Genomic DNA, 25,501 nt, shown 5'->3' with positions numbered 1-25,501 from the left:
GGCAATATGAATAATACGAGCGTGATAATTGAGGCAGTTAAAGAACGTGATTTTGAAAGCTGGATGCCGCTATGGGGAAAATATCAGGCGTTTTACAACGTCGATCTGTCCGGGACCATTACTGAACGAACCTGGCAACGATTTTTCAGCCCCGTTGAGCCGCTATTCTGCGTGGTGGCACGATGTAATGGAGACGTAGTGGGTTTTGCGCATTATCTTTTTCACCGTTCGACATGGGCTGAGAGCGATTACTGCTACCTCGAAGATTTATACGTCTGCGAAGCCGTAAGGGGCAAACACATTGGCAAACAGTTAATAGAATATGTTCAGAGAGAAGCCAGAAAACATCATGCCAGTCACCTTTACTGGCATACGCATGAAGCCAACTATCGCGGGCAACGATTGTACGACTGGATTGCGAAGAAAAGTGGAATGATTGAATATCGTATGCACGTAAGATAAACCCCTCTGCTGACATTATGCCCCTTACATCTTTACGGGGCATTTTTCAGGGGATAATAGGTATATCCTTATGATTTAGCTTGTAAAAGTATCTCCATCAGCCCTGGAAAACGGGCATCCAGATCCTCTCTTCGCAACGAAATCATGTTCTCCCGCCCCTGCGGGCGCTGCCAGATAACGCCGCTGTCGCGCAGTACGCGCCAGTGGTGGGTCATTGTCGATTTCACCACATCCTCCGGGCGCAGCGCGTTACAGCTGAGTTCGCTGCCATCGGCCAGACGGCGAATTATCGCAAGCCGGAGCGGGTTGCCGAGGGCAAACAGCACATTTTCCAGCAGTATTTGTTCAGTTTCAGGGTGGTTTGGGATCATCGTTTTCCTGCGTTTGGCGTCAGATTGAGCTATATCAACAATAGGTCAACCGTTAAAAAATAGTTCGATAATACTCGTACAATAGGACTATTATAGCAAACGAACGAATGCACGACCATCCTGGTCGTCACAGACAAGTCATAGTGACTAAGGAAATATCATGCCCCGACCCATCCCTCTCGAACGTTATCGCAACATCGGTATCTCCGCGCATATCGATGCCGGTAAAACCACCACCACTGAGCGCATCCTGTTTTACACCGGGATGAGCCACAAGCTGGGTGAAGTACACGATGGCGCGGCAACCACTGACTGGATGGCGCAGGAGCAAGAGCGCGGGATCACGATTACCTCCGCGGCCGTCAGCTGCTTCTGGCCGGGTATGGACAGAGGCTATGAGCCGCACCGGATCAACATCATTGACACCCCGGGGCACGTGGATTTCACCATTGAGGTGGAACGTTCCATGCGCGTGCTCGACGGCGCCGTGATGGTGTATGACTCCGTGGGCGGCGTGCAGCCGCAGTCGGAAACCGTCTGGCGTCAGGCCAATAAATATCACGTTCCGCGTCTGGCCTTCGTCAACAAAATGGACCGTCCGGGTGCCGATTTCTTCCGCGTCGTACGGATGATGCAGGAGCGCCTGAAGGCCAATCCGGTGCCGATTGTCATCCCGGTGGGTGCAGAAGATCATTTCACCGGCGTGGTGGATCTCATCAAGATGCGCACCATTCTGTGGGACGACGCGACGCAGGGCATGGTGTTCACCTATGCGCCCGTGCCGGACGATTTGGTCAGTACCGCCCAGGAATGGCGGGAAAAAATGGTCTCTGCGGCGGCGGAAGCCAGCGACGAGCTGATGGACAAATACCTGGAAACCGGCGACCTGACGGAAGCGGAAATTATCAAAGGGCTGCGTATTCGCACCATCTCGGGTGAAATTCAGCCGATGCTGTGCGGCAGCGCGTTCAAAAATAAAGGCGTGCAGCGCATGCTCGATGCGGTCATTGAGCTCATGCCGTCGCCGCTGGACGTGCCTGCCATTGATGGCGTGGATGAAAAAGGGCAGCACGCGAAGCGTCATCCAAGCGATGATGAGCCGTTCTCGGCCCTGGCGTTCAAGCTGATGAGCGACCCGTACGTCGGTCAACTGACCTTTATCCGCGTGTACTCTGGCGTGCTGCGCAAAGGCGACGCGGTGTACAACCCGGTGAAAGGGAAGAAAGAGCGCATCGGGCGTATCGTGCTGATGCATGCCAACGATCGCCACGAGGTGGACGAACTGCGCGCCGGAGACATTGCGGCCTGCGTTGGGCTGAAGGATGTGACTACCGGCGACACGCTCACCGATCCGAATGCCGTGATCACGCTTGAACGCATGGAGTTCCCGGACCCGGTTATCTCGCTGGCGATCGAGCCGAAAACCAAAGGCGATCAGGAGAAAATGGGGATCGCGCTGCAGCGTCTCGCGGCGGAAGATCCGTCTTTCCGTCTGCATACTGACGAAGAGTCCGGCCAGACCATTATCTCCGGGATGGGTGAGCTACACCTTGAGATCATCGTCGACCGCATGAAGCGTGAGTTTGGCGTTGAGGCGAACATTGGCCGCCCACAGGTAACCTACCGTGAAACCCTGCGTAAAACGGTGAAGGATATCGAAGGTAAATTTGTTCGTCAGTCCGGCGGTAAAGGGCAGTACGGCCATGTGGTGCTGAGCCTGGAGCCGCTGGAGCCCGGGAGTGGCTTTAAATTTGAAGATGCCACCAAGGGCGGCGTGGTGCCGCGCGAGTATATCCCGTCCGTTGAGAAAGGGCTGCGGGAAGCGATGAACAGCGGCGTGCTGGCGGGCTATCCGGTCGTTGATGTCAAAGCGACGCTGACGTTTGGCTCGTATCACGACGTCGACTCGTCTGAGATGGCGTTCCGCATGGCGGCGATCCTCGGCTTCAAAGAGGGCGCCCGCAGGGCGGATCCGGTGATTCTCGAGCCGATCATGCACGTGGAGGTGGAAACGCCGGAGGAGTATGCCGGTAACATTATGGGCGATCTTTCTTCCCGCCGCGGCATGGTGCAGGGGATGGCAGAGCAGTACGGAAGTCAGATTATTCGCGCTGACGTGCCGCTGGCAGAGATGTTTGGTTATGCCACGACATTGCGCTCGATGTCCCAGGGACGCGCGACGTATACGATGGAGTTCCATCATTTTGCGGAAGCCCCGCGGAATGTTGCGGATGAGATTATTTCACGACGTGCGAAGTAATACGGTTACCCTCTCCCTGTAGGGGGAGGGTTTTCTCAATCCAGCGCCTTCACCATCTTCCCGCTCGCGACAAACGTCCCGGCACCAAGATGATGCAGCGTATTCAGCTTATCCCCGTCAAACTGCCAGCGCCCGGCGATAAACGCGCGTTCATCGGCTGCCGCTGAAACCACTTCACCAAACAGGGTATCGTATTTCTCAGCCGCGGAGGTGACGGGTAATAACCGACACTCCATCCATGCCAGACATTTCTCTTCAATTACCGGCAGGCCAAGTTCAGGACCGTTCACGACCGGGATCCCGTAGCAGTTGAATTTGTCCTCATCGCGCCCGCTGACGCTACCGACCGCGTATGTCCAGTTGGCCGCCGCCACGCCGGGGATGACGATGCCAAACTTCCCACTGCGCTCAATCAGCTCGCGTGACCAGGTACTTTTATCCACGACTATTGCGATGCGCGGCGGTTCAAACTCAACGGGCATTGACCATGCGGCGGCCATCACGTTGCGTCTGTCGAGGCTTTCATCCCGACTGGTGATAAGCACAGTTGGGCCGTGGTTCAGCAGACGGCTGGCATGACGTAATTCAACGGGGCGAAAGTGGCTCATAGGATCTCCTCATCTACACCGATGTAGTATGACGAAAAAGCACGTAAATCAAAGTGGATGCGTAAAATTAGTTTATAAACAGAACATCTCAATCAAAGGAAACTGATGCATGTCCCCATTTCTGACCGCCTATTTTGCCCGCATCGGCTGGGCGCAACCGACGCGGGTGGATATAGATACCCTGCGCGCGCTGCATTTACATCACAACTGTGCCATCCCTTTTGAGAATATTGATGTCGTTCTGCCGCGCGAAATCCAGCTTGACGATCGGTGTCTGGTCGACAAGCTGGTCACCGCACGTCGCGGAGGGTACTGCTTTGAGCAAAACGGCCTGTTCGAGCGCGTCCTGCGTGAAGTCGGGTTTACGGTGCGTAGCGTGCTGGGGCGCGTGGTATTAGCGAATCCGCCGCAAATGCCGCCGCGCACGCACCGTCTGCTGCTGGTTGAGCTTAACGGTGAGCGCTGGATTGCCGATGTGGGGTTTGGCGGCCAGACGCTGACGGCGCCGATTCGACTGCTCGCTAATGAAGAACAGGAGACGCCGCACGGGCTGTATCGTCTGCTGAGCGAGGGGAACGACTGGGTGCTGCAGTTCCGTCACCACGAGCACTGGCAGTCGATGTACCAGTTTGACCTGACGACGCAGTATTTCAGCGATTACGTGATGGGGAATTTCTGGTCGGCGCACTGGCCGCAGTCGCATTTCCGTCATCATCTGTTGATGTGTCGCCATCTGCCGGACGGCGGCAAGCTGACGCTAACCAACTTCAACTTTACCCACTGGCAGAACGGTCACGTAGAAGAGCAGATCCATCTGCCGGATGCTGAGGCGCTTTACCAGCTGATGCAGGAACGCTTTGGGCTGGGGGTTGACGATCCGAAGCACGGCTTTACACTGGCGGAGCTGACGGCGGTAATGGCGGGCTTTGATACACATCCTCAGGCCGGGAAATAATGCGCAGGCCGGGTAAGGCGTCGCCGCTACCCGGCAACATCACTGCTTAGACGGCGTATTAAACAACTCGAGCGTGATTAATTTATCAAGATGGTTATTAAAGGCGGCTTCGTCCATTTCGGGCATGTTTAAGATGTACATTCCGTCAAGACCGCACACCAGACCAATCAAGCGCCAGGCAATATTTTCCGCTCGATCGCCCGGTTTTAATGCCCCGGCCTCCGTTCCCGCTTTGATAAGCGCCACCGTTTCCTGGTGCCACATCTCCATGGTCATCACATACGCGCCCTTGATATCGGCATCGCGGCTGGCCAGGATCTGCGCCTCACGCCACAGGCGAATATAGGGCTCAAACCTCCCGTCATCGCTGCCGAGCATGGCATGAAGCTGCTCCCGCCAGCTGGCCTGTTTACCCGCGACATCCGCATCCAGCAGCTCGCGAATTAGCCGTACGAAGGCCAGCGATTTTAGCTCGCCGCCGGACGTAAAATGATGATGCACCTGGCCGGTGGCGACTCCGGCTTCGGCGGCAATACGGCGTACCGTCATTGCCGCCAGTCCTTCAGCCAGCGCCACGCGCATGGCAGCCTGTAAGATGGCTTCCCGCCGTTCATCCTTGCTCAGATATCGCATGTTTACTCACTCTCAATGGGAATGAAACGAGTGTAACAAAAAGCTGGACATGCGTTCAACTTTACGTAGGATCGCATCCTGGACATGTGTCCATGTTTTAAAAGAAAAGGAAATTTATGTTTCGTCAGTGGTTAGCGTTAGTGATTATCGTGCTGGTGTATATCCCGGTGGCGATCGACGCGACGGTGCTGCACGTGGCGGCGCCGACATTGAGCATCACGCTGGGCGCCAGCGGCAATGAATTGCTGTGGATCATCGATATTTACTCGCTGGTGATGGCGGGAATGGTGCTGCCGATGGGCGCCCTGGGTGACCGCATTGGTTTTAAACGACTGCTCATGATTGGCAGCACGCTGTTTGGTCTGTCGTCGCTGGCGGCAGCGTTTGCCCCGTCAGCAGGGTGGCTGATTGCGGCGCGCGCCTCGCTGGCAATCGGCGCGGCGATGATCATTCCGGCTACGCTGGCAGGGATCCGCACGCTGTTTATCGACGCGCGGGATCGTAATATTGCGCTCGGCGTCTGGGCCGCGGTGGGGTCCGGTGGCGCGGCGTTTGGCCCGCTGATTGGCGGTATGCTGCTCGAGCATTTCTACTGGGGCTCGGTGTTTTTAATCAACGTACCGATCGTGCTGGTGGTGGTTTCGCTGGCGGCGCGTTTTGTGCCTCCTCAGCAGGGACGCCCGGAGCAGCCGCTGAATATCAGCCATGCCATTATGCTGATAGTGGCGATTTTGCTGCTGGTCTACAGCGCAAAAACAGCCCTCAAAGGCGCACTGTCGCCGTGGGTGGTCGCGTCCGCGCTGGTGACCGGCTCGGTGCTGCTGTTTATCTTCGTGCGTATTCAGCTCCGCGCCCGCGTGCCGATGATCGACATGCGTCTGTTCTGCCATCGCATCATTTTGAGCGGCGTGGTGATGGCGATGACCGCCATGATTGCCCTGGTCGGGTTTGAGCTGCTGATGGCCCAGGAGCTGCAGTTTGTTCATGGCTTTACGCCGTTTGAAGCGGGAATGTTCATGCTGCCGCTGATGGTGGCGAGCGGGTTTAGCGGTCCGATCGCGGGCGTGCTGGTCGGGCGATTAGGGCTACGCATCGTCGCGGCTGGCGGAATGGGGCTCAGCGCCGTCAGCTTTAGCGGCCTGTCCATGCTTGATTTCAGCACGCAGCAGCTGCTGGCTTCTGCCCTGATGGTTCTGCTCGGCTTTAGCGCCGCCAGCGCGCTGCTGGCCTCGACCTCGGCGATTATGGCCGCTGCGCCGAAAGAGAAAGCCGCCGCCGCAGGGGCCATTGAAACCATGTCCTATGAACTGGGCGCCGGGCTGGGGATCGCCATCTTTGGTCTGCTGTTGACCCGCAGCTTCTCGGCGTCGATTGACCTGCCGCAGGGGCTGAACGCCTCGCTCGCAGATAAAGCCTCGTCATCCATTGGCGAGGCGATGAAGGTGGCGCAGGATCTGACCCCGACGCTGGCGGAATCGGTGATTGAGGCGGCGAAAAGCGCGTTTATCACCTCGCACAGCGTGGCGCTGGGCAGCGCGGGCGGAATGCTGCTGTTGCTGGCAGTGGGGATCTGGTTCAGCCTGGCGAAGGCCAGGCCGCAGTAATACAGGGCGCGCGGTTGGCGCGGGTGGGGCAGATGGGCTATGTTTTTTAAAGGATTATCTGACTCTTGCTGGAAAATATGCGCCCTCGCCACAGCAGTGAACCGTCCCAACCGCTCTCCCGGTTAACCCTGCTTGCAGGGGGCGCGCTGGGCGTCGTTTTTGGTGATATCGGCACCAGCCCGCTCTATACCTTCCGCACGGTGCTTTCGCTCTCTGAGCATGACCCGACGCCCGGCGTCATACTGGGCCTGCTCTCCCTGATTACCTGGACACTCATCCTGGTAACGTCCATAAAATATGCCGCCTTTGCCATGCGAATTGATAATCATGGCGAGGGAGGCATCATGGCCTTAATGTCGCTTCTGGTGGAGAAAGGCAAAGGCGGGCGCTGGGTTATTTTTTCCGCCCTGATCGGTGCCGCTTTAATTTACGGTGACGGCGCGATAACCCCGGCTATCTCCGTGCTTTCTGCCCTTGAAGGGCTGGAGATGGTCATTCCTGAATCTCAGCCGTACATATTACCCCTGACGGTGGCGGTTCTGCTGGGGCTGTTTCTTCTTCAGCCTTTTGGCACTGCGCGAATAGGGAAAATATTTGGCCCGGTCATGGCGGTTTGGTTTTTGGCGATTGCTGCCCTGGGCGTGCGGGGGATCGTTCAACACCCCTCGGTATTGCTGGCCCTCAACCCTGCGTACGGCATCGCGTTTTTGTTTTCGAACGGGTACACCAGTTTCCTGGTCCTGGGCGGCGTTTTTCTCTGCGTGACGGGTGCCGAGGCCCTGTATGCAGACATGGGGCATTTTGGCAAAAAGCCCATCTGGCTTGCCTGGTACGGCATAGTCTTTCCTTCGCTGCTGCTCAACTATGCCGGCCAGTCAGCGCTGATTCTGGCCGGTGCCGACAGCAAACAAAACCTTTTCTATACGCTCTGTCCGCCGGTGCTGCAGGTTCCGCTCATCATTCTTGCCGCGCTGGCGACGATCATCGCCAGTCAGGCGATTATTACCGGCGCTTTTTCCATGACGCGCCAGGCCATACAGCTTGGCTGGTTACCCCGATTACGCATCAAGCAGACGGCGGCGGAAAGCTACGGCCAGATTTATATCGGGATAATCAACTGGCTGCTGATGGGGGTGACCATCGGGCTGGTGGTGTTCTTTAAATCCTCCGATAAGCTCGCCGCCGCGTACGGCATTGCCGTGTCGTTAACCATGCTGATGACCACGGGGCTGCTGTTTGTGGCGATGCGCGAAGTGTGGCGCTGGAGCCTGGCCAGCAGCGCGGTGATTGCCCTCTGTTTCCTGGTGATTGATGCCACCTTCTTGTTTGCCAATCTGATTAAGGTCCTGGAGGGTGGCTATATTCCGCTCCTGATGGCCGCTGCTATTTGTACGGTGATGCTGATCTGGCACCGCGGCATTAAGGCGGTATCCGCATCGGTGGGCGAGAAGGGCGTCAGCGTGGATGCGTTCTTTGCCCAGCTTCAGCAAAAAACGGTGCCCAGAGTGGCGGGCTCCGCCGTCTTTTTGACCCGTACGCAGAACAATATCCCGCCGGTCATGCGCTGGCACGTCGCGCGAAACCGGGCGCTCCAGCAGGATGTGTTGTCGCTTACCATTGATATTCTGAATGTGCCCTACGTGGGGGAAGAACAACGCATCAGGGTAGAGCAGCGCGCGCCGGGCTACTGGCACGGCGTGGCGCAGTATGGCTTTATGGAACATCCGGACATCCCGCGTTTGCTGCAGGGTGTCAGCGAGATTAACGCGCTTTTCGCCACGGATGACGCCACCTGGTATGTCGGGCATGAAACCATTGTGGCAGGCGAGGGTGAGGCAGGGATGGCGGCCTGGCAACGGCACATCTTTGCGTTCATGAAGCGCAACTGCACGCACGTCATCAACCACTATCACCTTCCCAGCGATCGGGTTGTCGAAATCAGCCGACGCGTTGCCGTGTAGATTCTGGCGAAAGCAGAGGTCCTCTGCTTTCGCACCGTTCTATCTCTCAAGGGACGCGGACAGGACGCTATGCAATAACACGTTCGCCCCTTTCTCCGCCCACTCTGGCAGGATCCTTTCCGCTTCGTTATGGCTGATGCCTTTCACGCAGGGGATAAAGATCATGCTGGCGGGCGCCATTTTGCTGACATAGCAGGCGTCATGTCCCGCACCGGAGACCATCGGTTTCGATGAATAGCCCAGTTCCGCCACGGCCTTCTCCGAACGCGCCAGGCATTCGGCGTCAAACGCGATGGGCGCGTAGTCGAAAATACGCTCAACGGCAGCCGCGACGCCGCGCAGGCTGAGGCTTTCAGCCACCTTATGCAGCGCAGCTTCCATGGCTTCCAGCGCCTGCTGCATAGGATGGCGAAACTCAACGCTGCATTCCACGCGAGACGGCACGACGTTGCGCGAGTTTGGCGTAACCTTCGCCATACCGATCGTCGCGCGTCCGTCCGGCGCATGCCGGTAGCCAATCTCTTCCACCTTCAGCGCCAGCTCTGCGAAGGCGGTCAGCGCGTCGCGGCGGCTGTGCATCGGCGTCGTGCCCGCGTGGGCGGCGAATCCGTCCAGCGTCAGGGTAAACCAGCGCTGGCCCATTGCCGCGCGGACTAACCCGATATCAATGGCTTCATCTTCCAGGATCGGGCCCTGTTCGATGTGCAGTTCGTAGCAGGCGTGAACCTGAAACGCGCGGGCAGGGGTTTCACCCCGGTAGCCAATGCTATCCAGCGCTTCGCCCACGGTGATGCCATCGTTATCCGCGCGGGCATGGGCGTACGCTTCGCTAAACTGTCCCGTCCAGACCCCTGAAGAGAGCATAGCTGGCGCAAAGCGCGCGCCCTCTTCGTTAGTCCAGTTCACCAGCACAACGTCACGCTCGGTCTCAACGTTATGATCGTTAAGGGTTCGCAGCAGCTCCAGCCCGGCCAGCACGCCGTAAACCCCGTCGTAGTTACCGCCCAGCGGCTGGGTATCCACATGTGAACCCGTCATGACCGGGGCAAGCTGCGGTTTTTTCCCCGCGCGACGGATAAACATATTGCCCATGCTGTCGACCTCGCAGGTGAAACCCGCGTCCAGCGCCCAGTCGCGCAGCAGGTTACGGGCAATCCGGTCTTCCTCGCTCAGCGCCAGGCGGGTCACGCCGCCGGCGGGCGTGCCGCCGATCTGCGCCATCATCTCTAGCGTTGACCACAGCCGTTCGGCGTTGACGCGGATCATGTTTTGTCCTTACTGCTGCGGTAGCGGAAATCACAGCACGAACCGCCCTGCATGATGGTGGTCGTGCGGGTCAGCTTCACGTCAGGCGCATAGCCAACGATGAATTTTTCATCGCGCGCGCAGGAGAGCAGATGACCAATCTCGCCCAGCCCCATTTCGTGATACATCTCCGCGTAGCGACAGCGGGTTACGTTGTAGTTGTACTGCTGGTCGTCGGCGTCGATCACCTTCACGTCCAGGGCGTTATCTTTCTCCCACAGATACTGCAGGGCGATGAAGCTCCTGACGTCCGCGCCGTTGGGTTCTTTGCTGGCAAAAGCTTTGCCAGCGTCAATCGCGGCCTGCTCAATGGCCTCGCCAATGACCGCCTGGGCGCGGGTTTTCCCTATCTCGCGCACCAGGATTTCATAAATTGGCTTTATAATTTCTGCTTCAATTTTGCGGCGGGCGAGAATGCCCAGCTCGTTATTATCACTCATCACATTGCCTCGCTGCGTTACTTCGCTTTTGCGCCACCCAGCACGGTCTGCGGCTGCCATTTGCCGTCGACAACTTTGTAAACGGTGAACGACGGCGATTTCAGGTTACCTTCTTTATCAAACGCGATCTGGCCGGTGACGCCGGAGTAGCTGATGGCGCGCAGGGCGGGCAGATAGTCGGACGGCTCAACGGAGTCTGCTTTTTCCATCGCCGCAACCAGCACGCGGGTGGCGTCATAGGCGAACGGGGCGTGCAGTTCGATATGGGTGTGGTAGCGTGACTGGTACGCCTGTTCGAACGCTTTACCGCCCGGCATCTGCTCAACCGGCAGGCCTGGTTCGAGGGCGACAACGCCTTCGCCTTCTTTCTGCGCCAGCTGCAGGAACGTCTGGCTGACAAATCCGCCTGCGCCCATCAGGGTGGCGTTCATGCCCAGCTGTTTGATACGACGCGCCAGCGGTGCGGCCTGGCTGTCGACGCCGCCGAAGAAGATCAGATCGGCGTTTTTACTCCGGATGGCGGTCAGCACGGCGCTGAAGTCCACCGTTTTGTCATCAACGTACTGACGATCGACAACCTTCACGCCCTGCGCTTCAAGGGATTTAATGAACTGGTCCGCCAGCCCCTGACCAAAGGCGGTACGGTCGTCGATCACCGCAATGCGTTTGGCTTTCAGCGTATTGACCGCGTACTGACCGGCTAGCTGACCGCCGTCGTCGTCGTGGCCCATCACGCGGAAGCTGGTATCAAAACCCTGCCTGGTATAGGCGTGACCGGTCGCGACCGGTGCCACCTGTGCGATGCCCGCATCGTGATAGATACGTGCGGCAGGAATGCTGGTACCGGTGTTCCAGTGACCGACAACGCCCGCCACGCCGCTATCCACCAGACGCTGCGCCACGGCCACGGCGGTGCGCGGGTCGGACTGATCGTCTTCGGACTGCAGTTTGAAGGTCACCGCTTTGCCGCCGATGGTCGGGTGCTGCTTGTTAATGTCGTCAATGGCCAGCTGCGCGCCGTTCTCCAGATCCTTACCGATACGGGCAGACGGGCCGGTGAGCGGGCCTGCCAGGCCGATAACCACGGTTTCACCGTCGGCTGCCCACGCGGCCGTCGAGGCAAAACTGCCGAGGAGGATAGCGGCGCTGAGCGCACTGATTTTTACTGTTTTCATTGTATTTCCCTGATGTTGGCTGGTGTTGTTAAACGGGCATTTCGCCCAAATAAATCTGTGCAATCTGGTCGTCATTGAGCAGCGCTTTCGATTCGCCATGATGAACAATGCTGCCGCTGTCCATCACCCACGCGCTGTCGGTCACCTCCAGCGCGAGACGGGCGTTTTGTTCGATGAGCAGCAGGGCAACGCCGCGCTCGCGCAGGCCGGCAATGACGGCAAAAATGTTCTCGACCATCTTCGGGGCAAGGCCCATCGAGGGTTCGTCGAGGATCAGCAGGCGCGGGCGGCTGAGCAGGGCGCGGTTAAGGGCCAGCAGCTGTTGCTCACCGCCGGACAGCAGGCCAGCGAGCTGATGCTGGCGTTCTCCCAGGCGCGGGAAGCGCTCGAAGGTCTCGTTCATCTCACGCTTAACGGTGACAATGTCACGCCTGAGCCAGGCGCCCATCTGCAGGTTTTCCAGCACCGTCATTCGGGAGAAGATCCCCCGGCCTTCCGGGACCATCACCAGACCGTCACGGAGCAGGGTTTCGGGCCTGTGCTTACGCACCGCTTTACCGTTGAATTCAATACGGCCGCTAAAGCTTTCCAGCCCGGTAATAGCGCGCACCGTGGAGCTTTTCCCCGCGCCGTTAGCGCCGATCAGCGTAGCCTGTTCGCCCTCGCGCAGGGTAAAAGAGACATCGCGTACGGCCTGAATGCCGCCGTAATGCACGTCCACGCGTTCCACCTTCAGTAATTCAGACATGGGCGTTGCCTCCAAGCCAGGCGGCGATCACCGCCGGGTCGCGACGCACGCTCTCCGGCGTGCCGCTGGCGAGCGTTTTGCCGTAATCAAGCACCGTCAGGCGATCGCAGATGCCCATCACCAGCTTGACGTCATGTTCAATCATCAGCAGGGTTTTGCCGTCATCGCGAAGGCGGATAAGCAGCTCGCCGAGCGCCACTTTTTCAGCAGCGTTCATCCCGGCGGCGGGTTCGTCCAGCGCCAGCAGCAGCGGATCCGTTGCCAGCGCGCGGGCAATCTCCAGACGTCGCTGATGGCCATACGCCAGATCGCAGGCGCGGTAGTGGGCGAACTTCGCAATGCCGGTGTACTCCAGCCAGTGCCAGGCCAGCTCCCGGGTCTGTTTCTCTTCTTCGCGAGCGCGTTTGTGACGGCTCAGCGCGGCCCACAGGCCGTTACGGGTGCGCACGTGGCGGCCCACCATCACGTTTTCCAGCACCGACATGTCGTTAAAGAGGCGCACGTTCTGGAAGGTGCGCGCGATCCCGGCGGCGGTGACTTTCTCAATGTGCTTTGGGAAATAGGGCTTATCGGCAATGGAAAATTCACCGCTGTCCGCCGGATAAAGCCCGGTGATCAGGTTAAAACAGGTGGTTTTTCCCGCCCCGTTAGGACCAATCAGGCCGTAGATCTCGCCCTTGTTCACGGTAATCGAAACGTCATCCACGGCGGTAAGCCCGCCGAAGCGTTTGGACATGTTGCGTACGGTTAACAGACTCATGTATTCACCTCCTTGTGGCGTACCGGCCAGATCCCGGCAGGACGCACCAGCATGACCAGCACCAGCGCCAGGCCGTAGAACAGCTGACGCAGCACTTCCGGGTCAATCAGTACCGTACCGAACAGCGCCTGCTGAACCGGGGCTGCCTGACTGCGCAACAGTTCCGGCAGGGCGGTAAGCAGTATCGCGCCGAGGATCACGCCCGGAATGTGTCCCATCCCGCCCAGCACCACCATCGCCAGTACGGCAATGGATTCCTGTAACGTGAAGGATTCCGGGGAGACAAAGCCCTGGAACGCGCCGAACAGGGCACCCGCCACGCCGCCAAAAGAGGCACCCATCGCAAAGGCCAGCAGCTTATAGTTACGCACGTTGATGCCCATCGCGCGGGCCACATCCTCATCTTCACGGATGGCGTGCCAGGCGCGGCCAATACGGGAATGCTGCAGGCGCAGGCAGACAAAAATAATCGCCACAATCACCAGCATCAGCAGGTAGTACCACAGCCACAGCGCGGGCACTTTGAAACCTAACCAGTGGTATACGCCGCTAAACTTCAGGCCGAACAGATTCAGCGTATCCACCCCGGTAATGCCCTTCGCACCGTTGGTGATGTTCACCGGACGGTCGAGGTTGCGCATCAGGATGCGGATGATTTCGCCAAAGCCGAGGGTCACTATCGCCAGGTAGTCCCCGCGCAGCTTCAGCGTGGGAGCACCCAGTAAAATGCCGCAGACCGCAGCGACGAGCGCCGCCAGCGGAATAATCAGCAGATATGAGGTGTGCAGCCCGTCCGGGAACCAGACGTTGAGGATCGGGAAAACCTCCAGCAGGTGTGGCGAGGCCATCAGTGCTGCGAGATAGGCGCCGACCGCGTAAAAGGCGATAAACCCCATATCCAGCAGGCCGGTATAGCCGACCACAATATTGAGCCCCAGCGCCAGCATGATGTAGAGCAGGGCGAAGTCGATAACGCGCACCCAGTAGTTGCCGCCAAGCTGCGTGGCCACCACGGGAGCAACCAGCAGCGCGAGGCAGAACAGAATCATGCCTGACCAGAATTTGCGCGTCGTCGCCGGGGTTTGTAGTTGAAGCGTTGTCATTGTTTCCCTCACGCCCTGTGCGCTACGCGCTCGCCCAGCAGGCCTGCCGGACGGAAGACCAGCACCAGAATCAGAACCATGAAGGCAAAGACGTCCTGATAGTTACTGCCGAAGACGCCGTGGGTCAGTTCACCCAGGTAACCTGCGCCCAGCGCTTCGATAATGCCGAGCAGGATCCCGCCAATCATGGCGCCACGAATGTTGCCAATGCCTCCCAGCACGGCGGCGGTAAAGGCTTTGATCCCGGGCAAAAAGCCCATCGAGAAGCTGGCGTTGCCGTAGTTGCTGGCCATCATGACGCCTGCCAGCGCGGCAAATACGCCGCCAATGGCGAACGTCAGGGTAATAATGGCATTGGGGTTAACCCCCATCAGCGTGGCCACGCGCGGGTTTTCCGCCACGGCGCGCATGCCGCGCCCCAGGCGGGTGTATTCCACCAGCAGCCATAGCCCCGTCATCACCGCAAGCGCCAGCGCCACGGTAACAATGCCGGTGACGGTCGCAATGGCGGGGGGATGCATTTCACTTCCCGACGTTACGGCGATCGGTTCCATGGGCAGGATCTGCGGGAACATCAGCGGATTGCGCGTCCAGATAATCATCGCCACGGTTTGCAGCAGGACCGAGACGCCGATACCTGAGATAAGCGGTGCCAGGCGCGGGGCGTTGCGCAGTCGACGGTAGGCAAAGCGCTCTACGGCCATTGCCAGCAGGGCGCAAACGGCCATGGCAATCGCCAGGGCAACGCCAAGCTGCAACAGCAGCGGCATGTGAGGAAAGGTAGTGTTCAGGGCGTTAATGGCGGAAAGGGTGGTGAGCGCACCGACCATCAGAATATCGCCGTGAGCAAAGTTAATAATGCGCAAGATGCCATACACCATGGTATAGCCCAGCGCGATCAGCGCGTAAATGCTGCCCAGCATCACACCGTTGATCAATTGTTGTATGAGTGTATCCAACGTCTGTTCCCGCAAAGTCTTCTTTCTGCGGCTACCATCCGATAAATGAATTTAATTGTAAAATACACATATATTATTTCTTATGATAAACCGCTATTGTTTTATCTTAATGATTTATATAAAGATAATGTAATCGCGTTCTCTGGTGAAAAGCCTAAAGAAATCAACATATGAATAAAACAGAACAATTGGCGGGTTTGCCTGCGTATGCAGACAGCCGTCTGGCAAACGATCCGCCGCTTCGGGCCGTCCGTGCCTTTGAGGCCATCGCCCGGCTGGGCAGCGTCACGCTTGCCGCGCAGGAGCTGGATATCTCACCGTCGGCGGTCAGCCATCAGCTCAAGGTGCTCGAAGGGTATCTGCAAATGCCGCTGACGGCGCGTCAGGGGCGCAGGCTGGTGCTGAGCCAGCACGGACGGGAATATTACCGTTCGATCCGTGCGGCGTTTAACGTGCTGCGCCAGGCAACGGAGCATCTGGCCGGGCAGGCGCAAACGCGTCAGGTCACCATCAGCCTGATCCCGCTTTTTGGCATGGGGTGGTTTATCCCGCGTCTGCCTGATTTTATGCGTGCCAATCCGCAGACCGAGATCAACGTAGTGTATGCCAACCATCGTAACTATCTGAGCGATGCGTCGGATATGTCGATTCGTTTTGGTAACGGCCAGTGGGCGGGCTATCAGAGCGAAAAGCTGATTTCCGGACAGATGGTGCCGGTGTGCAGCCGCGCGTTTTTGCGCATTCATGGCCATATCGACACGCCTGAGCAACTGCTGCAAATGCCGCTGCTGCATGATGAGGAGCGCACCACGTGGCCGCAGTGGTTTCTGCTGCAGGGGGTAAAACGAGCTCTGCGGCGCAGCGGCCCCCTGTTTGAAGACGGGCTGTTAACGCTGGCGGGCGTGCAGGCCGGGCTGGGCTGCGCGCTGATGCGCGAGCCGCTGATCGCGCCTTATCTTGAGAGCGGCGAGCTGGTGAAGATATTTGACTTACCCATTGATGACGGGCGCGACTATCACCTCTGCGTGCGTTCGGATTCGGAGATGACCGAGGACGGTAAGCTGCTGCAAAATTGGCTGCGTCGGGCGGCGAGCGGGGAGCCGTCAGCCGGGTAAAAGTGACGGATAAAAAAAAGCCAGCTTATTCAGCTGGCTTTTGTACAGACAAGATTTAGAACTGGTAGGTCAGACCCAGCGCAACGATGTTGTCGGTACCGATGCCTGCCTGGCGAGTGAACTGGTTGTCGTCGAGCAGGTTGATTTTGTAATCCACATAGGTGGACATGTTTTTGTTAAAATAGTAGGTCGTGCCAACATCGATGTATTTAACCAGATCCTGGTCGCCGAAGTTTTCGATGTCTTTACCTTTGGACTGCAGGTAAGCGATGGATGGGCGCAGGCCAAAGTCGAACTGATACTGAGCCACAACTTCGAAGTTTTGCGCCTTGTTTGCAAAACCGTAGATGTCGCTGCGGTTACCGTTAGAGGTACCGAAGCGGGTTGCGTTATAGGTCTGAGAGTACTGTGCAGCAAGGTAAATGTTGTTTGCGTCGTATTTCACACCACCGCTGTACACTTCAGCGCGGTCGCCTTCACCGTATACGCCAGCCGCATTCTGGTCAGCGGTACGACGTGAAGAGGACATTGCGCCACCCACGCTGAAGCCTTCACCCAGATCGTAAGTCAGGGACGCGCCGTAACCGTCGCCGTTCTGGTTCAGCAGGCTGCGACCGCTGGTGTTTTCACCGCTTACGCTGCCGTTTTTGCCCTGATACTGCAGAGCAAAGTTCAGGCCATCAACCAGACCAAAGAAGTCCTGGTTACGGTAGGTCGCAACGCCGTTTGCACGAGACTGCAGGAAGTTGTCGGCACCGTAGGTGTCGCCGCCGAATTCTGGCAGGACGTCGGTCCAGGAGGTCACGTCGTAAATTACGCCGTAGTTACGACCGTAATCAAAGGAGCCTGCTTCAGCAAACTTCAGACCTGCAAACGCCACACGGGTCCAGGACTGGTTGTCGCCTTCGTCTTTGTTACCCTGAATCTGGTATTCCCACTGGCCGTAGCCGGACAGCTGGTCGTTAACCTGAGTTTCGCCCTTGAAGCCGATACGCATGTAGGTTTTATCGCCATCTGCGCCAGCGTCATCAGAGAAATAGTGCAGACCTGTTACTTTACCGTACAGATCCAGCTTGTTACCGTCTTTGTTGTAAATTTCGGCAGCGTTAACAACGCCTGCTGCCAGCATGGAAGTGACTGCCACTGCAACTAATTTAAGTTTCATCTTAAATGTTCCTTATAATTTTTTTTGAGTATTTCCTGAACCACTGTAAACGATTTCTAAACGAGGCTGTTCGTCAATGGCATGCTATTTTTAAAAATCTCGTAGTCTTATTTCAATAATAAGTTTCAAAATATTAGAGATAATTTCAATTAGTGTGATCTCGATCGTGCAAAAAGGCTATTATTCAAACAATGCGACCGAATTTCATACGATTAATAATTGTGTATTCTGCGGGACTATTGCTATCGCTATAATTTCTGCGTGTTTTAGTCTATTGCGTTAGATTTCGGTATTGTCGATGCTTTGAGGGGGTTATTATTATTGTTTTGACTTAAGAACAGTAGGTTAGGGGTAAATCACGACGTATATTGCGAATATTGCCATGAACACGTCAGAAATGAATTATTGCATTTAATGCTATCCATGACGTTAATATTCGCAGTTAATTAATTTCATGGTGTTGTCAGTTTGTGTCAATTATCTTTTCGGCCGTTTACAGAAGACGGCAAATATAAACCGAATTTAAACGGAAATGCGATAATTATGATAAATATTCTGAGGAGCGATCACACTTTAAATTTATGTTAATTATGTTGCCGGGCTGAAATTCGCCCGGCCGTTAGAGAAGCATTATTTTCTTGTTGCGTACCAGCAGAGCAACGACCCGGCGCAGACCATCAGCGCGCCTTGCCAGAACGAGAATGAGAGGGGCGAACTCAGCACTGCGGCGGCAAGCGCGGCGGAGAGGACAGGGGTAAAATAGGATACGGCAGCGAGTACCGTGACGTTACCGTGAAGGATGCCAATATTCCATGCGGCGTAACCAAATCCAAGCGCAATACCGCACATGACCAGTTTCACGACCACCGGAAGCGTGAACACCATCTCGGGCTGATCGCTGAGAAAATATTTCACCCACAGGCTCAGCGCGGTCAGTAAAACAAACAGGGTAATGCCGTTTTGTCCTTTCGCAAATTTGCTGGTGACCGTGCAGTAGGCGGCCCAGATAAATGCCCCGGCAAACGCCAGCGCGTAGCTCAGCGGGCTGGAAACGATGTTGCGGGTTATTTCATCGAGATGTAAACCCTGTTCACCGCCCAATACCCAGCATACGCCCAGCAATGAGACGGCTAAGCCGGGGATCACCCACAGGGTCGATTTCTGCCCGTTGAACAAGATGGCAAACACAATGGTCAGGCTCGGCCAAAGGTAATTGACCATGCCCACTTCAATAGCCTGCGATCGCGTTGCGGCATAGCCCAGCGACAGCGCCAGGCATATTTCGTAGCTGACAAATAAAACGCTGCCGGCAATAAGATAGCGGGGCGAAAACCGCCTGATATCAGGAAATCCTACCGTCACCAGACACAGTAATCCGCTGAGGGTGTAGATCATCGCCGCACCGCCTACCGGGCCGAGTCCCTCACTCACGCTGCGAATAAGGCCGACCATGGTGCTCCATAACAGTATTGCCGCCAGCCCAATAAGCGTTGCTCTCTTTCTGTCCATTACTTCGCCATTGCAATAAAAATCAGAGGAAAAATGTATCGCATTCTTCCTGACGCTGTCGCCAATTATTCTCTTAAACCGTTAATCAAAAAGGAGTATTTAAAGGTTCCGGGGGTGACTATTAAGGGGGTGAAGGCAGATGACCTTGATTTGACGCAAAAAAAACAGGGGCTTTGCTGTTAGTTTGCGGCGCGAAGTCTTATATTAAAACGAGGACAACAATGGACGTCAGCCGCAGACAATTTTTTAAAATCTGCGCGGGCGGTATGGCCGGAACAACGGCAGCCATGCTGGGATTTGCTCCCAAAATGGCGCTGGCTCAGGCACGCAACTATAAGCTGCTGCGCGCGAAAGAGATCCGTAACACCTGCACATACTGCTCCGTAGGTTGTGGGCTTTTGATGTATAGCCTGGGCGATGGCGCGAAGAACGCCAGAGAAGCGATTTACCATATTGAAGGGGACCCGGATCATCCGGTGAGCCGCGGGGCGCTTTGCCCGAAAGGGGCGGGGCTGCTGGACTACGTTCACAGCGAAAACCGCCTGCGCTACCCGGAATACCGCGCGCCGGGTTCCGACAAGTGGCAGCGTATTTCCTGGGATGAGGCCTTCTCCCGTATTGCCAAATTAATGAAAGCCGACCGCGACGCCAACTTTATTGAAAAGAACGCCCAGGGCGTAACGGTTAACCGCTGGCTTTCCACCGGGATGCTGTGCGCGTCTGCGGCGAGTAATGAAACCGGCATGCTGACGCAAAAATTTGTGCGCTCTCTCGGCATGCTGGCGGTAGACAACCAGGCGCGCGTCTGACACGGACCAACGGTAGCAAGTCTTGCTCCAACATTTGGTCGCGGTGCGATGACCAACCACTGGGTTGATATCAAAAACGCTAACGTCGTGGTGGTGATGGGCGGTAACGCCGCGGAAGCCCATCCGGTGGGGTTCCGCTGGGCGATGGAAGCGAAAAACAACAACGATGCGACGCTTATCGTCGTCGATCCGCGCTTTACGCGTACGGCATCGGTGGCCGATATCTATGCGCCAATCCGCTCCGGTACGGACATTACGTTCCTGTCCGGCGTGCTGCTGTACCTGATCGAAAACAACAAAATTAACGCGGAATACGTTAAGCACTACACCAACGCGAACCTGCTGGTGCGGGATGATTTTGCCTTCGATGACGGGCTGTTTAGCGGCTATGACGCCGAAAAACGCCAGTACGATAAAACGTCCTGGAACTATCAGTTCGATGAAAACGGCTACGCGCTGCGTGATGAAACCCTGACGCACCCGCGCTGCGTGTGGAACCTGCTGAAACAGCACGTTTCCCGCTATACGCCGGAGGTGGTGGAAAACATCTGCGGCACGCCGAAAGCGGACTTCCTGAAGGTGTGTGAAGTGCTGGCCTCCACCAGCGCCGCCGACAGAACCACGACGTTCCTGTACGCGCTGGGCTGGACGCAGCACACCGTCGGCGCGCAGAACATCCGCACCATGGCGATGATCCAGCTGCTGCTCGGCAACATGGGCATGGCGGGGGGCGGCGTAAACGCGCTGCGCGGGCACTCCAACATTCAGGGGCTGACCGACCTCGGTCTGCTCTCCACCAGCCTGCCGGGCTACCTGACGCTGCCGTCGGAAAAGCAGGCCGACCTGCAAACGTATCTTGAGGCCAATACGCCGAAAGCGACGCTGCCGGACCAGGTGAACTACTGGAGCAACTATCCGAAGTTCTACGTCAGCCTGATGAAATCCTTCTACGGCGACGCGGCGCAGAAGGAGAACGACTGGGGCTTTGAGTGGCTGCCGAAGTGGGACCAGGCGTACGACGTCATCAAGTATTTCAACATGATGGATAAGGGCGACGTCACGGGGTATATCTGCCAGGGCTTTAACCCGGTGGCCTCCTTCCCGGACAAAAATAAAGTCGTTCGCAGCCTGAGCAAGCTGAAGTACATGGTGGTTATCGATCCGCTGGTGACCGAAACGTCCACCTTCTGGCAGAACCATGGGGAATCGAACGATGTCGATCCGGCGTCGATTCAGACCGAAGTGTTCCGCCTGCCGTCCACCTGCTTTGCGGAAGAGGACGGTTCTATTGCCAACTCCGGCCGCTGGCTGCAGTGGCACTGGAAAGGCCAGGATGCGCCGGGCGAAGCGCGTAACGACGGCGAAATCCTGGCCGGGATTTACCATCGCCTGCGCGAAATGTACCGCACCGAAGGCGGCAAGGGCGCTGAGCCGCTGCTGAAGATGGGCTGGAGCTACAAGCAGCCTGACCATCCTGAGTCAGAGGAAGTCGCCAAAGAGAACAACGGCGTGGCGCTGGCGGATCTCTATGACGCCAGCGGCAACCTGGTGGCGAAGAAAGGCCAGCTGCTGAACAGCTTCGCGCTGCTGCGCGATGACGGCACGACGGCGTCGTCCTGCTGGATCTACACCGGCAGCTGGACGGAGCAGGGCAACCAGATGGCCAACCGCGACAACGCCGACCCGTCCGGGCTGGGCAATACGCTGGGCTGGGCATGGGCGTGGCCGCTGAACCGTCGCGTGCTGTACAACCGCGCGTCTGCAGACGTAAACGGCAGGCCGTGGGATCCGAAACGCATGCTGATCCAGTGGAACGGGGCGAAGTGGGCAGGGAACGATATCCCGGACTACAACACCGCCGCGCCGGGCAGCAACACCGGGCCATTCATCATGCAGCCGGAAGGGCTGGGACGCCTGTTTGCCCTCAACAAGCTGGCGGAAGGGCCGTTCCCGGAACACTACGAGCCGATGGAAACGCCGCTCGGCACCAACCCGCTGCATCCGAACGTGGTCTCCAGCCCGGTGGTGCGTATCTACGAAGACGACGTCCTGCGCTTAGGCAAAAAGGACAAGTTCCCGTACGTAGGGACGACCTATCGCCTGACCGAGCATTTCCACACCTGGACCAAGCACGCGCGGCTTAACGCCATCGCGCAGCCGGAACAGTTTGTGGAGATCAGCGAGACGCTGGCGAAGGCGAAAGGCATCGCCAACGGCGACCGCGTGAAGGTAAGCAGCAAGCGCGGCTTTATTCGCGCGGTGGCGGTGGTGACGCGTCGTCTCCAAAGCCTGAACGTGCACGGCCAGCAGGTGGAAACCGTCGGGATCCCGCTGCACTGGGGCTTTGAGGGCGTGGCGCAGAAAGGCTACATCGCCAACACCCTGACGCCAAACGTCGGCGATTCCAACTCGCAAACGCCGGAGTACAAGGCGTTTCTGGTCAACATCGAGAAAGCGTAAGGAGCGATTAAATGGCGATGGAAACACAAGACGTTATCAAACGCTCCGCGACCAACCCGATTACCCCCGCGCCCCGCGCGCGGGACTACAAGGCAGAGGTCGCCAAGCTTATCGACGTCTCCTCCTGCGTGGGCTGTAAGGCCTGCCAGGTGGCCTGCTCGGAGTGGAACGATATCCGCGACGAGGTGGGGCACTGCGTGGGGGTCTACGACAATCCGGCGGATCTGAGCGCCAAATCCTGGACGGTGATGCGCTTTAGCGAAACCGACCAGAACGGCAGGCTGGAATGGCTCATCCGTAAAGACGGCTGTATGCACTGTGAAGATCCGGGCTGCCTGAAGGCGTGCCCGTCTGCCGGCGCAATTATCCAGTACGCCAACGGGATCGTCGACTTCCAGCAGGACAACTGTATCGGCTGCGGATACTGCATCGCGGGCTGTCCGTTTAATATCCCGCGCCTCAATAAAGAGGATAACCGGGTATATAAATGCACCCTGTGCGTGGACCGCGTCAGCGTCGGGCAGGAGCCTGCGTGCGTGAAAACCTGTCCGACCGGGGCGATCCACTTCGGCACCAAAAAAGAGATGCTGGACGTGGCGCAACAGCGCGTGGACAAGCTGAAAGCGCGCGGCTACGAGAATGCGGGCATTTATAACCCGCCGGGCGTGGGCGGTACGCACGTGATGTATGTGCTGCACCATAACGACCAGCCGGAGCTGTACCACAACCTGCCGAAGGAGCCGGCGATCGATACCTCCATCAACCTGTGGAAAGGGGCGCTTAAGCCGCTCTCGGCGGCGGGCTTTATCGCCACCTTTGCCGGGCTGATTTATCACTACATCGGTATCGGGCCAAACAAAGAGGTGGATGAGGACGAGGAGGAGCATCATGAGTAAGTCGAAAACGATCGTGCGCACGAAGTTTGTTGACCGCGCCTGTCACTGGACGGTCGTGATTTGCTTCTTCCTGGTGGCGGTGTCGGGGATTTCGTTCTTCTTCCCGACGCTGCAGTGGCTGACCGAAACCTTCGGCACGCCGCAGATGGGGCGCATTCTGCATCCGTTCTTTGGCGTGCTGATTTTCGTGGTGCTGATGTTTATGTTCGTGCGCTTTGTCCACCACAACATCCCGGACAAGCAGGATATCCCGTGGGTGAAAGGGATCGTCGAAGTCCTGAAGGGCAACGAGCATAAGGTCGCGAAGGTGGGAAAATACAACGCCGGGCAGAAGATGATGTTCTGGACCATCATGAGCATGATTTTTGTGCTGCTGGTGACCGGCGTGATTATCTGGCGTCCGTATTTTGCGCACTATTTTCCGATTCAGGTGATTCGCTACGCGCTGCTGATCCACGCCACCTCGGCCATCATTCTGATCCACGCCATCCTGATCCATATGTATATGGCGTTCTGGGTAAAGGGATCGATTAAAGGGATGATTGAAGGGAAGGTGAGCCGCCGCTGGGCGCAGAAACACCACCCGCGCTGGTATCGTGAAGTGGAACGACTGGAAGCGAAACGGGAAAGCACGGAAGGAATGAAGTAAGACCTGCGCCGTCGGCTTTGCCCGGCGGCGCTGAGTTTGCGCAGACAGGGCAAATGCCTGACCGGCTGGCGTCATGTATTAGTCAATAAACGATCAACTGCCGCTATAACGTCATGACGTGCGTTGCGTAAGTTACAAACAAAGTCTTTAGGATTTATTTTGTTATTGTTAAGGCTGGTTATCATTGGAGAATAAATCAGAAATGTTTCAAAATCGATATTTACGCCTGGAGCCAGATGGCTCTGCCATAACGGTAATTTATTATTTCTCGCGAGCGGCACAATGACGCGCGTGGCAAGATCATCATAACAATCATCCTGAATGAGCATATAATAGGGAAGCTTATCCCGGGTGGCCGCAGATGTATTTCGGAAAACATTAAATTGTCTCAGCATTAAAGCACCCTGAAAAACTCATCATCAGTAATGGTTCCATTTTTTTCGACAAACTCATTCATAGAGCGAATAAATGAACGATCCGCTTCTGATGGCTGACGCGGGTCAGCGGAGTCTGGTGCGGTGTTGCTCGACGGTTTTGCCGATTTTATGCGTTGGGTGGGGGTGTGCTCTGCTGGGTATGTCATCAGTATCTCCTTTGTTGGTGCGGTCATTATCAACCGCAGCCAACAAAAAACAATACCGTATCCCCTGGTAATCTACATTCTGCGAGGCGTAATCCAGTAATTTCAGAACCGCTCCTCCACATACCGGAACGGATATTTTGTGGGTTTGACTTTACCAATTTTACGTTTCGGTAAATCCACTTTTTCGACGTGAATTTCTTTATAGGGGATTTGGGTGAGCAGGTGAGAAATAATATTCAGACGCACGCGTTTTTTATCTTCTGAACGTGCTACAAACCACGGCGCCCAGGCGGTATCTGTCGCTTCAAACATGGCGTCGCGCGCGAGGGTATACTCGTCCCACAGGTTAAAGGATTTAATATCCATCGGCGATAGCTTCCAGATTTTACGACCATCGTTAATACGGTCGCGCAGGCGGCGCTCCTGCTCTTTAGGCGTGACCTCCAGCCAGTATTTCAGCAGGATAATCCCGGCATCCACCATCGCTTTTTCCATCACCGGCGCACCATCTAGAAACTTTTCAACCTGCTCGGGGGTGCAGAATCCCATTACCCGCTCGACGCCCGCGCGGTTGTACCAGCTGCGGTCGAAAATGACGATCTCCCCGGCGGCAGGTAGATGGGGAACATAACGCTGAAAATAGAGCTGGGTTTTCTCTTTCTCGGTGGGTGCAGGGAGGGCAACAACGCGAAACACGCGAGGGCTGACGCGCTCGGTAATCGCTTTAATGGTGCCGCCTTTACCCGCTCCGTCGCGTCCTTCAAAAACAATACACACCTTTAGCCCTTTGGCGACGACCCACTGCTGGAGCTTAACCAGTTCAACGTGGAGGCGACGTAGCTCTTGTTCGTACTCTTTGGTCTTTAACGGAGCATTCTTTACGACATCAACAGCGACACTGGTTTTCTTTTTGCTTCCCATGATGGTCATCCTCAGATTGTCCGGCGCGGAAAAAAGCGAGGCCGCACTAT

24 protein-coding genes are annotated in these 25,501 nt (G+C 56.8%); 9 read left to right on the top strand and 15 right to left on the bottom strand.

The genetic code is table 11. From position 1 onward, the window contains the following. The first annotated feature begins 6 nt into the window (after positions 1–6). Entirely contained in the window at positions 7–462 is a 456-nt protein-coding gene (locus IM317_RS18120) for a GNAT family N-acetyltransferase (protein ID WP_033145660.1), read from the top strand. Between the two features lie 68 nt (positions 463–530). On the opposite strand, the gene IM317_RS18115 is transcribed toward IM317_RS18120, so the two are convergent. Beyond that, a complete protein-coding gene (locus IM317_RS18115; protein ID WP_033145659.1) occupies positions 531–833 on the bottom strand; it encodes a helix-turn-helix transcriptional regulator in 303 nt (100 codons plus the stop codon). 160 nt (positions 834–993) lie between these two features. Here IM317_RS18115 and fusA point away from each other — a divergent pair, with 160 nt between their 5' ends. Continuing rightward, entirely contained in the window at positions 994–3,093 is a 2,100-nt protein-coding gene (gene fusA, locus IM317_RS18110) for an elongation factor G (protein WP_033145658.1), read from the top strand. Between the two features lie 35 nt (positions 3,094–3,128). Here the strand turns inward: fusA and IM317_RS18105 are convergent, their stop codons facing one another. Then, positions 3,129–3,701: a flavin reductase family protein gene (locus tag IM317_RS18105; protein ID WP_033145657.1), complete on the bottom strand. Its 573-nt coding sequence runs from the start codon at positions 3,699–3,701 to the stop codon at positions 3,129–3,131. A gap of 109 nt (positions 3,702–3,810) precedes the next feature. Here IM317_RS18105 and nhoA point away from each other — a divergent pair, with 109 nt between their 5' ends. Continuing rightward, a complete protein-coding gene (nhoA, locus tag IM317_RS18100) occupies positions 3,811–4,656 on the top strand; it encodes an N-hydroxyarylamine O-acetyltransferase (RefSeq protein ID WP_033145656.1) in 846 nt (281 codons plus the stop codon). A gap of 39 nt (positions 4,657–4,695) precedes the next feature. On the opposite strand, the gene IM317_RS18095 is transcribed toward nhoA, so the two are convergent. Continuing rightward, positions 4,696–5,289 (bottom strand): TetR family transcriptional regulator, encoded by a 594-nt coding sequence (locus IM317_RS18095; protein ID WP_033145655.1) that lies wholly within the window; start codon positions 5,287–5,289, stop codon positions 4,696–4,698. Positions 5,290–5,405: 116 nt separating this feature from the next. Here IM317_RS18095 and IM317_RS18090 point away from each other — a divergent pair, with 116 nt between their 5' ends. Next, the gene (locus IM317_RS18090) at positions 5,406–6,893 is read left to right on the top strand and encodes an MFS transporter (RefSeq protein ID WP_033145654.1); all 1,488 of its coding nucleotides are present in this window, start codon (positions 5,406–5,408) and stop codon (positions 6,891–6,893) included. Positions 6,894–6,970: 77 nt separating this feature from the next. Then, positions 6,971–8,854, top strand: coding sequence for a potassium transporter Kup (locus IM317_RS18085; protein WP_033146538.1), 1,884 nt, complete (start codon positions 6,971–6,973; stop codon positions 8,852–8,854). Positions 8,855–8,893: 39 nt separating this feature from the next. Here IM317_RS18085 and IM317_RS18080 read toward each other — a convergent pair whose 3' ends face one another. From IM317_RS18080 to IM317_RS18050, 7 genes are read right to left on the bottom strand one after another with little or no spacing between them, the layout of a single operon-like run. Next, on the bottom strand, positions 8,894–10,120 hold the full coding sequence (locus IM317_RS18080; protein WP_033145653.1) for a Zn-dependent hydrolase: 1,227 nt from the start codon (positions 10,118–10,120) through the stop codon (positions 8,894–8,896). Beyond that, on the bottom strand, positions 10,117–10,599 hold the full coding sequence (locus tag IM317_RS18075; RefSeq protein WP_029741099.1) for an L-2-amino-thiazoline-4-carboxylic acid hydrolase: 483 nt from the start codon (positions 10,597–10,599) through the stop codon (positions 10,117–10,119). Before IM317_RS18075 ends, IM317_RS18080 begins: the two co-directional genes overlap by 4 nt. 17 nt (positions 10,600–10,616) lie before the next feature. After that, the gene (locus IM317_RS18070; protein ID WP_033145652.1) at positions 10,617–11,774 is read right to left on the bottom strand and encodes a branched-chain amino acid ABC transporter substrate-binding protein; all 1,158 of its coding nucleotides are present in this window, start codon (positions 11,772–11,774) and stop codon (positions 10,617–10,619) included. 28 nt (positions 11,775–11,802) lie between these two features. After that, positions 11,803–12,522 (bottom strand): ABC transporter ATP-binding protein, encoded by a 720-nt coding sequence (locus tag IM317_RS18065; RefSeq protein ID WP_033145651.1) that lies wholly within the window; start codon positions 12,520–12,522, stop codon positions 11,803–11,805. Further along, positions 12,515–13,282, bottom strand: coding sequence for an ABC transporter ATP-binding protein (locus IM317_RS18060; protein WP_033145650.1), 768 nt, complete (start codon positions 13,280–13,282; stop codon positions 12,515–12,517). The genes IM317_RS18065 and IM317_RS18060 overlap by 8 nt, the downstream gene beginning before the upstream one ends. Further along, positions 13,279–14,385, bottom strand: a complete 1,107-nt coding sequence (locus IM317_RS18055) for a branched-chain amino acid ABC transporter permease (RefSeq protein WP_033145649.1) — start codon at positions 14,383–14,385, stop codon at positions 13,279–13,281. The genes IM317_RS18060 and IM317_RS18055 overlap by 4 nt, the downstream gene beginning before the upstream one ends. A gap of 8 nt (positions 14,386–14,393) precedes the next feature. Further along, positions 14,394–15,344: a branched-chain amino acid ABC transporter permease gene (locus IM317_RS18050; RefSeq protein ID WP_033145648.1), complete on the bottom strand. Its 951-nt coding sequence runs from the start codon at positions 15,342–15,344 to the stop codon at positions 14,394–14,396. A gap of 170 nt (positions 15,345–15,514) precedes the next feature. Between IM317_RS18050 and IM317_RS18045 the strand changes: the two genes are divergently transcribed. Then, entirely contained in the window at positions 15,515–16,459 is a 945-nt protein-coding gene (locus IM317_RS18045; protein ID WP_033145647.1) for a LysR substrate-binding domain-containing protein, read from the top strand. Between the two features lie 55 nt (positions 16,460–16,514). Here IM317_RS18045 and IM317_RS18040 read toward each other — a convergent pair whose 3' ends face one another. Together IM317_RS18040 and yddG are read right to left on the bottom strand one after the other, a co-directional pair. Further along, a complete protein-coding gene (locus IM317_RS18040; RefSeq protein WP_033145646.1) occupies positions 16,515–17,624 on the bottom strand; it encodes a porin OmpC in 1,110 nt (369 codons plus the stop codon). A gap of 630 nt (positions 17,625–18,254) precedes the next feature. Continuing rightward, positions 18,255–19,133: an aromatic amino acid DMT transporter YddG gene (gene yddG, locus IM317_RS18035; protein WP_033145645.1), complete on the bottom strand. Its 879-nt coding sequence runs from the start codon at positions 19,131–19,133 to the stop codon at positions 18,255–18,257. A 221-nt stretch (positions 19,134–19,354) separates the two neighbouring features. Between yddG and fdnG the strand changes: the two genes are divergently transcribed. Genes fdnG through fdnI form a run of 3 tightly spaced genes read left to right on the top strand, consistent with a single transcriptional unit; the run spans position 19,355 to position 23,947 of the window. Then, the gene (fdnG, locus tag IM317_RS18030) at positions 19,355–22,402 is read left to right on the top strand and encodes a formate dehydrogenase-N subunit alpha (RefSeq protein ID WP_123277438.1); all 3,048 of its coding nucleotides are present in this window, start codon (positions 19,355–19,357) and stop codon (positions 22,400–22,402) included. A gap of 11 nt (positions 22,403–22,413) precedes the next feature. Further along, the gene (gene fdxH / locus IM317_RS18025; RefSeq protein ID WP_033145643.1) at positions 22,414–23,298 is read left to right on the top strand and encodes a formate dehydrogenase subunit beta; all 885 of its coding nucleotides are present in this window, start codon (positions 22,414–22,416) and stop codon (positions 23,296–23,298) included. Beyond that, on the top strand, positions 23,291–23,947 hold the full coding sequence (fdnI, locus tag IM317_RS18020) for a formate dehydrogenase-N subunit gamma (protein WP_033145642.1): 657 nt from the start codon (positions 23,291–23,293) through the stop codon (positions 23,945–23,947). Before fdxH ends, fdnI begins: the two co-directional genes overlap by 8 nt. Positions 23,948–24,018: 71 nt before the next feature. On the opposite strand, the gene IM317_RS18015 is transcribed toward fdnI, so the two are convergent. From IM317_RS18015 to ppk2, 3 genes are all read right to left on the bottom strand, one after another. Then, a complete protein-coding gene (locus tag IM317_RS18015) occupies positions 24,019–24,342 on the bottom strand; it encodes a CcdB family protein (RefSeq protein WP_033145641.1) in 324 nt (107 codons plus the stop codon). After that, positions 24,342–24,530, bottom strand: coding sequence for a hypothetical protein (locus tag IM317_RS18010; protein WP_033145640.1), 189 nt, complete (start codon positions 24,528–24,530; stop codon positions 24,342–24,344). Before IM317_RS18010 ends, IM317_RS18015 begins: the two co-directional genes overlap by 1 nt. Positions 24,531–24,632: 102 nt before the next feature. Continuing rightward, complete coding sequence (ppk2, locus tag IM317_RS18005) at positions 24,633–25,451, bottom strand: polyphosphate kinase 2 (protein ID WP_033145639.1); 819 nt, start codon at positions 25,449–25,451, stop codon at positions 24,633–24,635. Positions 25,452–25,501 lie beyond the last annotated feature (50 nt).

The organism is Enterobacter cloacae complex sp. S3 (genome assembly GCF_014930495.1).
Lineage (GTDB): Bacteria > Pseudomonadota > Gammaproteobacteria > Enterobacterales > Enterobacteriaceae > Enterobacter > Enterobacter asburiae_B.
This window is presented reverse-complemented; position numbering and strand designations above follow the sequence as displayed.

Excerpts from the sequence above, each read along its gene's own strand:
- IM317_RS18045 (WP_033145647.1), top strand. The coding sequence starts at position 15,515 with ATGAATAAAACAGAACAATTGGCGGGTTTGCCTGCGTATGCAGACAGC.
- IM317_RS18105 (WP_033145657.1), bottom strand. The coding sequence starts at position 3,701 with ATGAGCCACTTTCGCCCCGTTGAATTACGTCATGCCAGCCGTCTGCTG.
- fusA (WP_033145658.1), top strand. The coding sequence starts at position 994 with ATGCCCCGACCCATCCCTCTCGAACGTTATCGCAACATCGGTATCTCC.
- IM317_RS18095 (WP_033145655.1), bottom strand. The coding sequence starts at position 5,289 with ATGCGATATCTGAGCAAGGATGAACGGCGGGAAGCCATCTTACAGGCT.
- yddG (WP_033145645.1), bottom strand. The coding sequence starts at position 19,133 with ATGGACAGAAAGAGAGCAACGCTTATTGGGCTGGCGGCAATACTGTTA.
- ppk2 (WP_033145639.1), bottom strand. The coding sequence starts at position 25,451 with ATGGGAAGCAAAAAGAAAACCAGTGTCGCTGTTGATGTCGTAAAGAAT.
- IM317_RS18065 (WP_033145651.1), bottom strand. The coding sequence starts at position 12,522 with ATGTCTGAATTACTGAAGGTGGAACGCGTGGACGTGCATTACGGCGGC.
- IM317_RS18080 (WP_033145653.1), bottom strand. The coding sequence starts at position 10,120 with ATGATCCGCGTCAACGCCGAACGGCTGTGGTCAACGCTAGAGATGATG.
- IM317_RS18070 (WP_033145652.1), bottom strand. The coding sequence starts at position 11,774 with ATGAAAACAGTAAAAATCAGTGCGCTCAGCGCCGCTATCCTCCTCGGC.
- IM317_RS18115 (WP_033145659.1), bottom strand. The coding sequence starts at position 833 with ATGATCCCAAACCACCCTGAAACTGAACAAATACTGCTGGAAAATGTG.
- fdxH (WP_033145643.1), top strand. The coding sequence starts at position 22,414 with ATGGCGATGGAAACACAAGACGTTATCAAACGCTCCGCGACCAACCCG.
- IM317_RS18090 (WP_033145654.1), top strand. The coding sequence starts at position 5,406 with ATGTTTCGTCAGTGGTTAGCGTTAGTGATTATCGTGCTGGTGTATATC.
- nhoA (WP_033145656.1), top strand. The coding sequence starts at position 3,811 with ATGTCCCCATTTCTGACCGCCTATTTTGCCCGCATCGGCTGGGCGCAA.
- IM317_RS18040 (WP_033145646.1), bottom strand. The coding sequence starts at position 17,624 with ATGAAACTTAAATTAGTTGCAGTGGCAGTCACTTCCATGCTGGCAGCA.
- IM317_RS18010 (WP_033145640.1), bottom strand. The coding sequence starts at position 24,530 with ATGACATACCCAGCAGAGCACACCCCCACCCAACGCATAAAATCGGCA.
- IM317_RS18085 (WP_033146538.1), top strand. The coding sequence starts at position 6,971 with ATGCGCCCTCGCCACAGCAGTGAACCGTCCCAACCGCTCTCCCGGTTA.
- fdnI (WP_033145642.1), top strand. The coding sequence starts at position 23,291 with ATGAGTAAGTCGAAAACGATCGTGCGCACGAAGTTTGTTGACCGCGCC.
- IM317_RS18120 (WP_033145660.1), top strand. The coding sequence starts at position 7 with ATGAATAATACGAGCGTGATAATTGAGGCAGTTAAAGAACGTGATTTT.
- IM317_RS18075 (WP_029741099.1), bottom strand. The coding sequence starts at position 10,599 with ATGAGTGATAATAACGAGCTGGGCATTCTCGCCCGCCGCAAAATTGAA.
- IM317_RS18055 (WP_033145649.1), bottom strand. The coding sequence starts at position 14,385 with ATGACAACGCTTCAACTACAAACCCCGGCGACGACGCGCAAATTCTGG.
- IM317_RS18060 (WP_033145650.1), bottom strand. The coding sequence starts at position 13,282 with ATGAGTCTGTTAACCGTACGCAACATGTCCAAACGCTTCGGCGGGCTT.
- IM317_RS18015 (WP_033145641.1), bottom strand. The coding sequence starts at position 24,342 with ATGCTGAGACAATTTAATGTTTTCCGAAATACATCTGCGGCCACCCGG.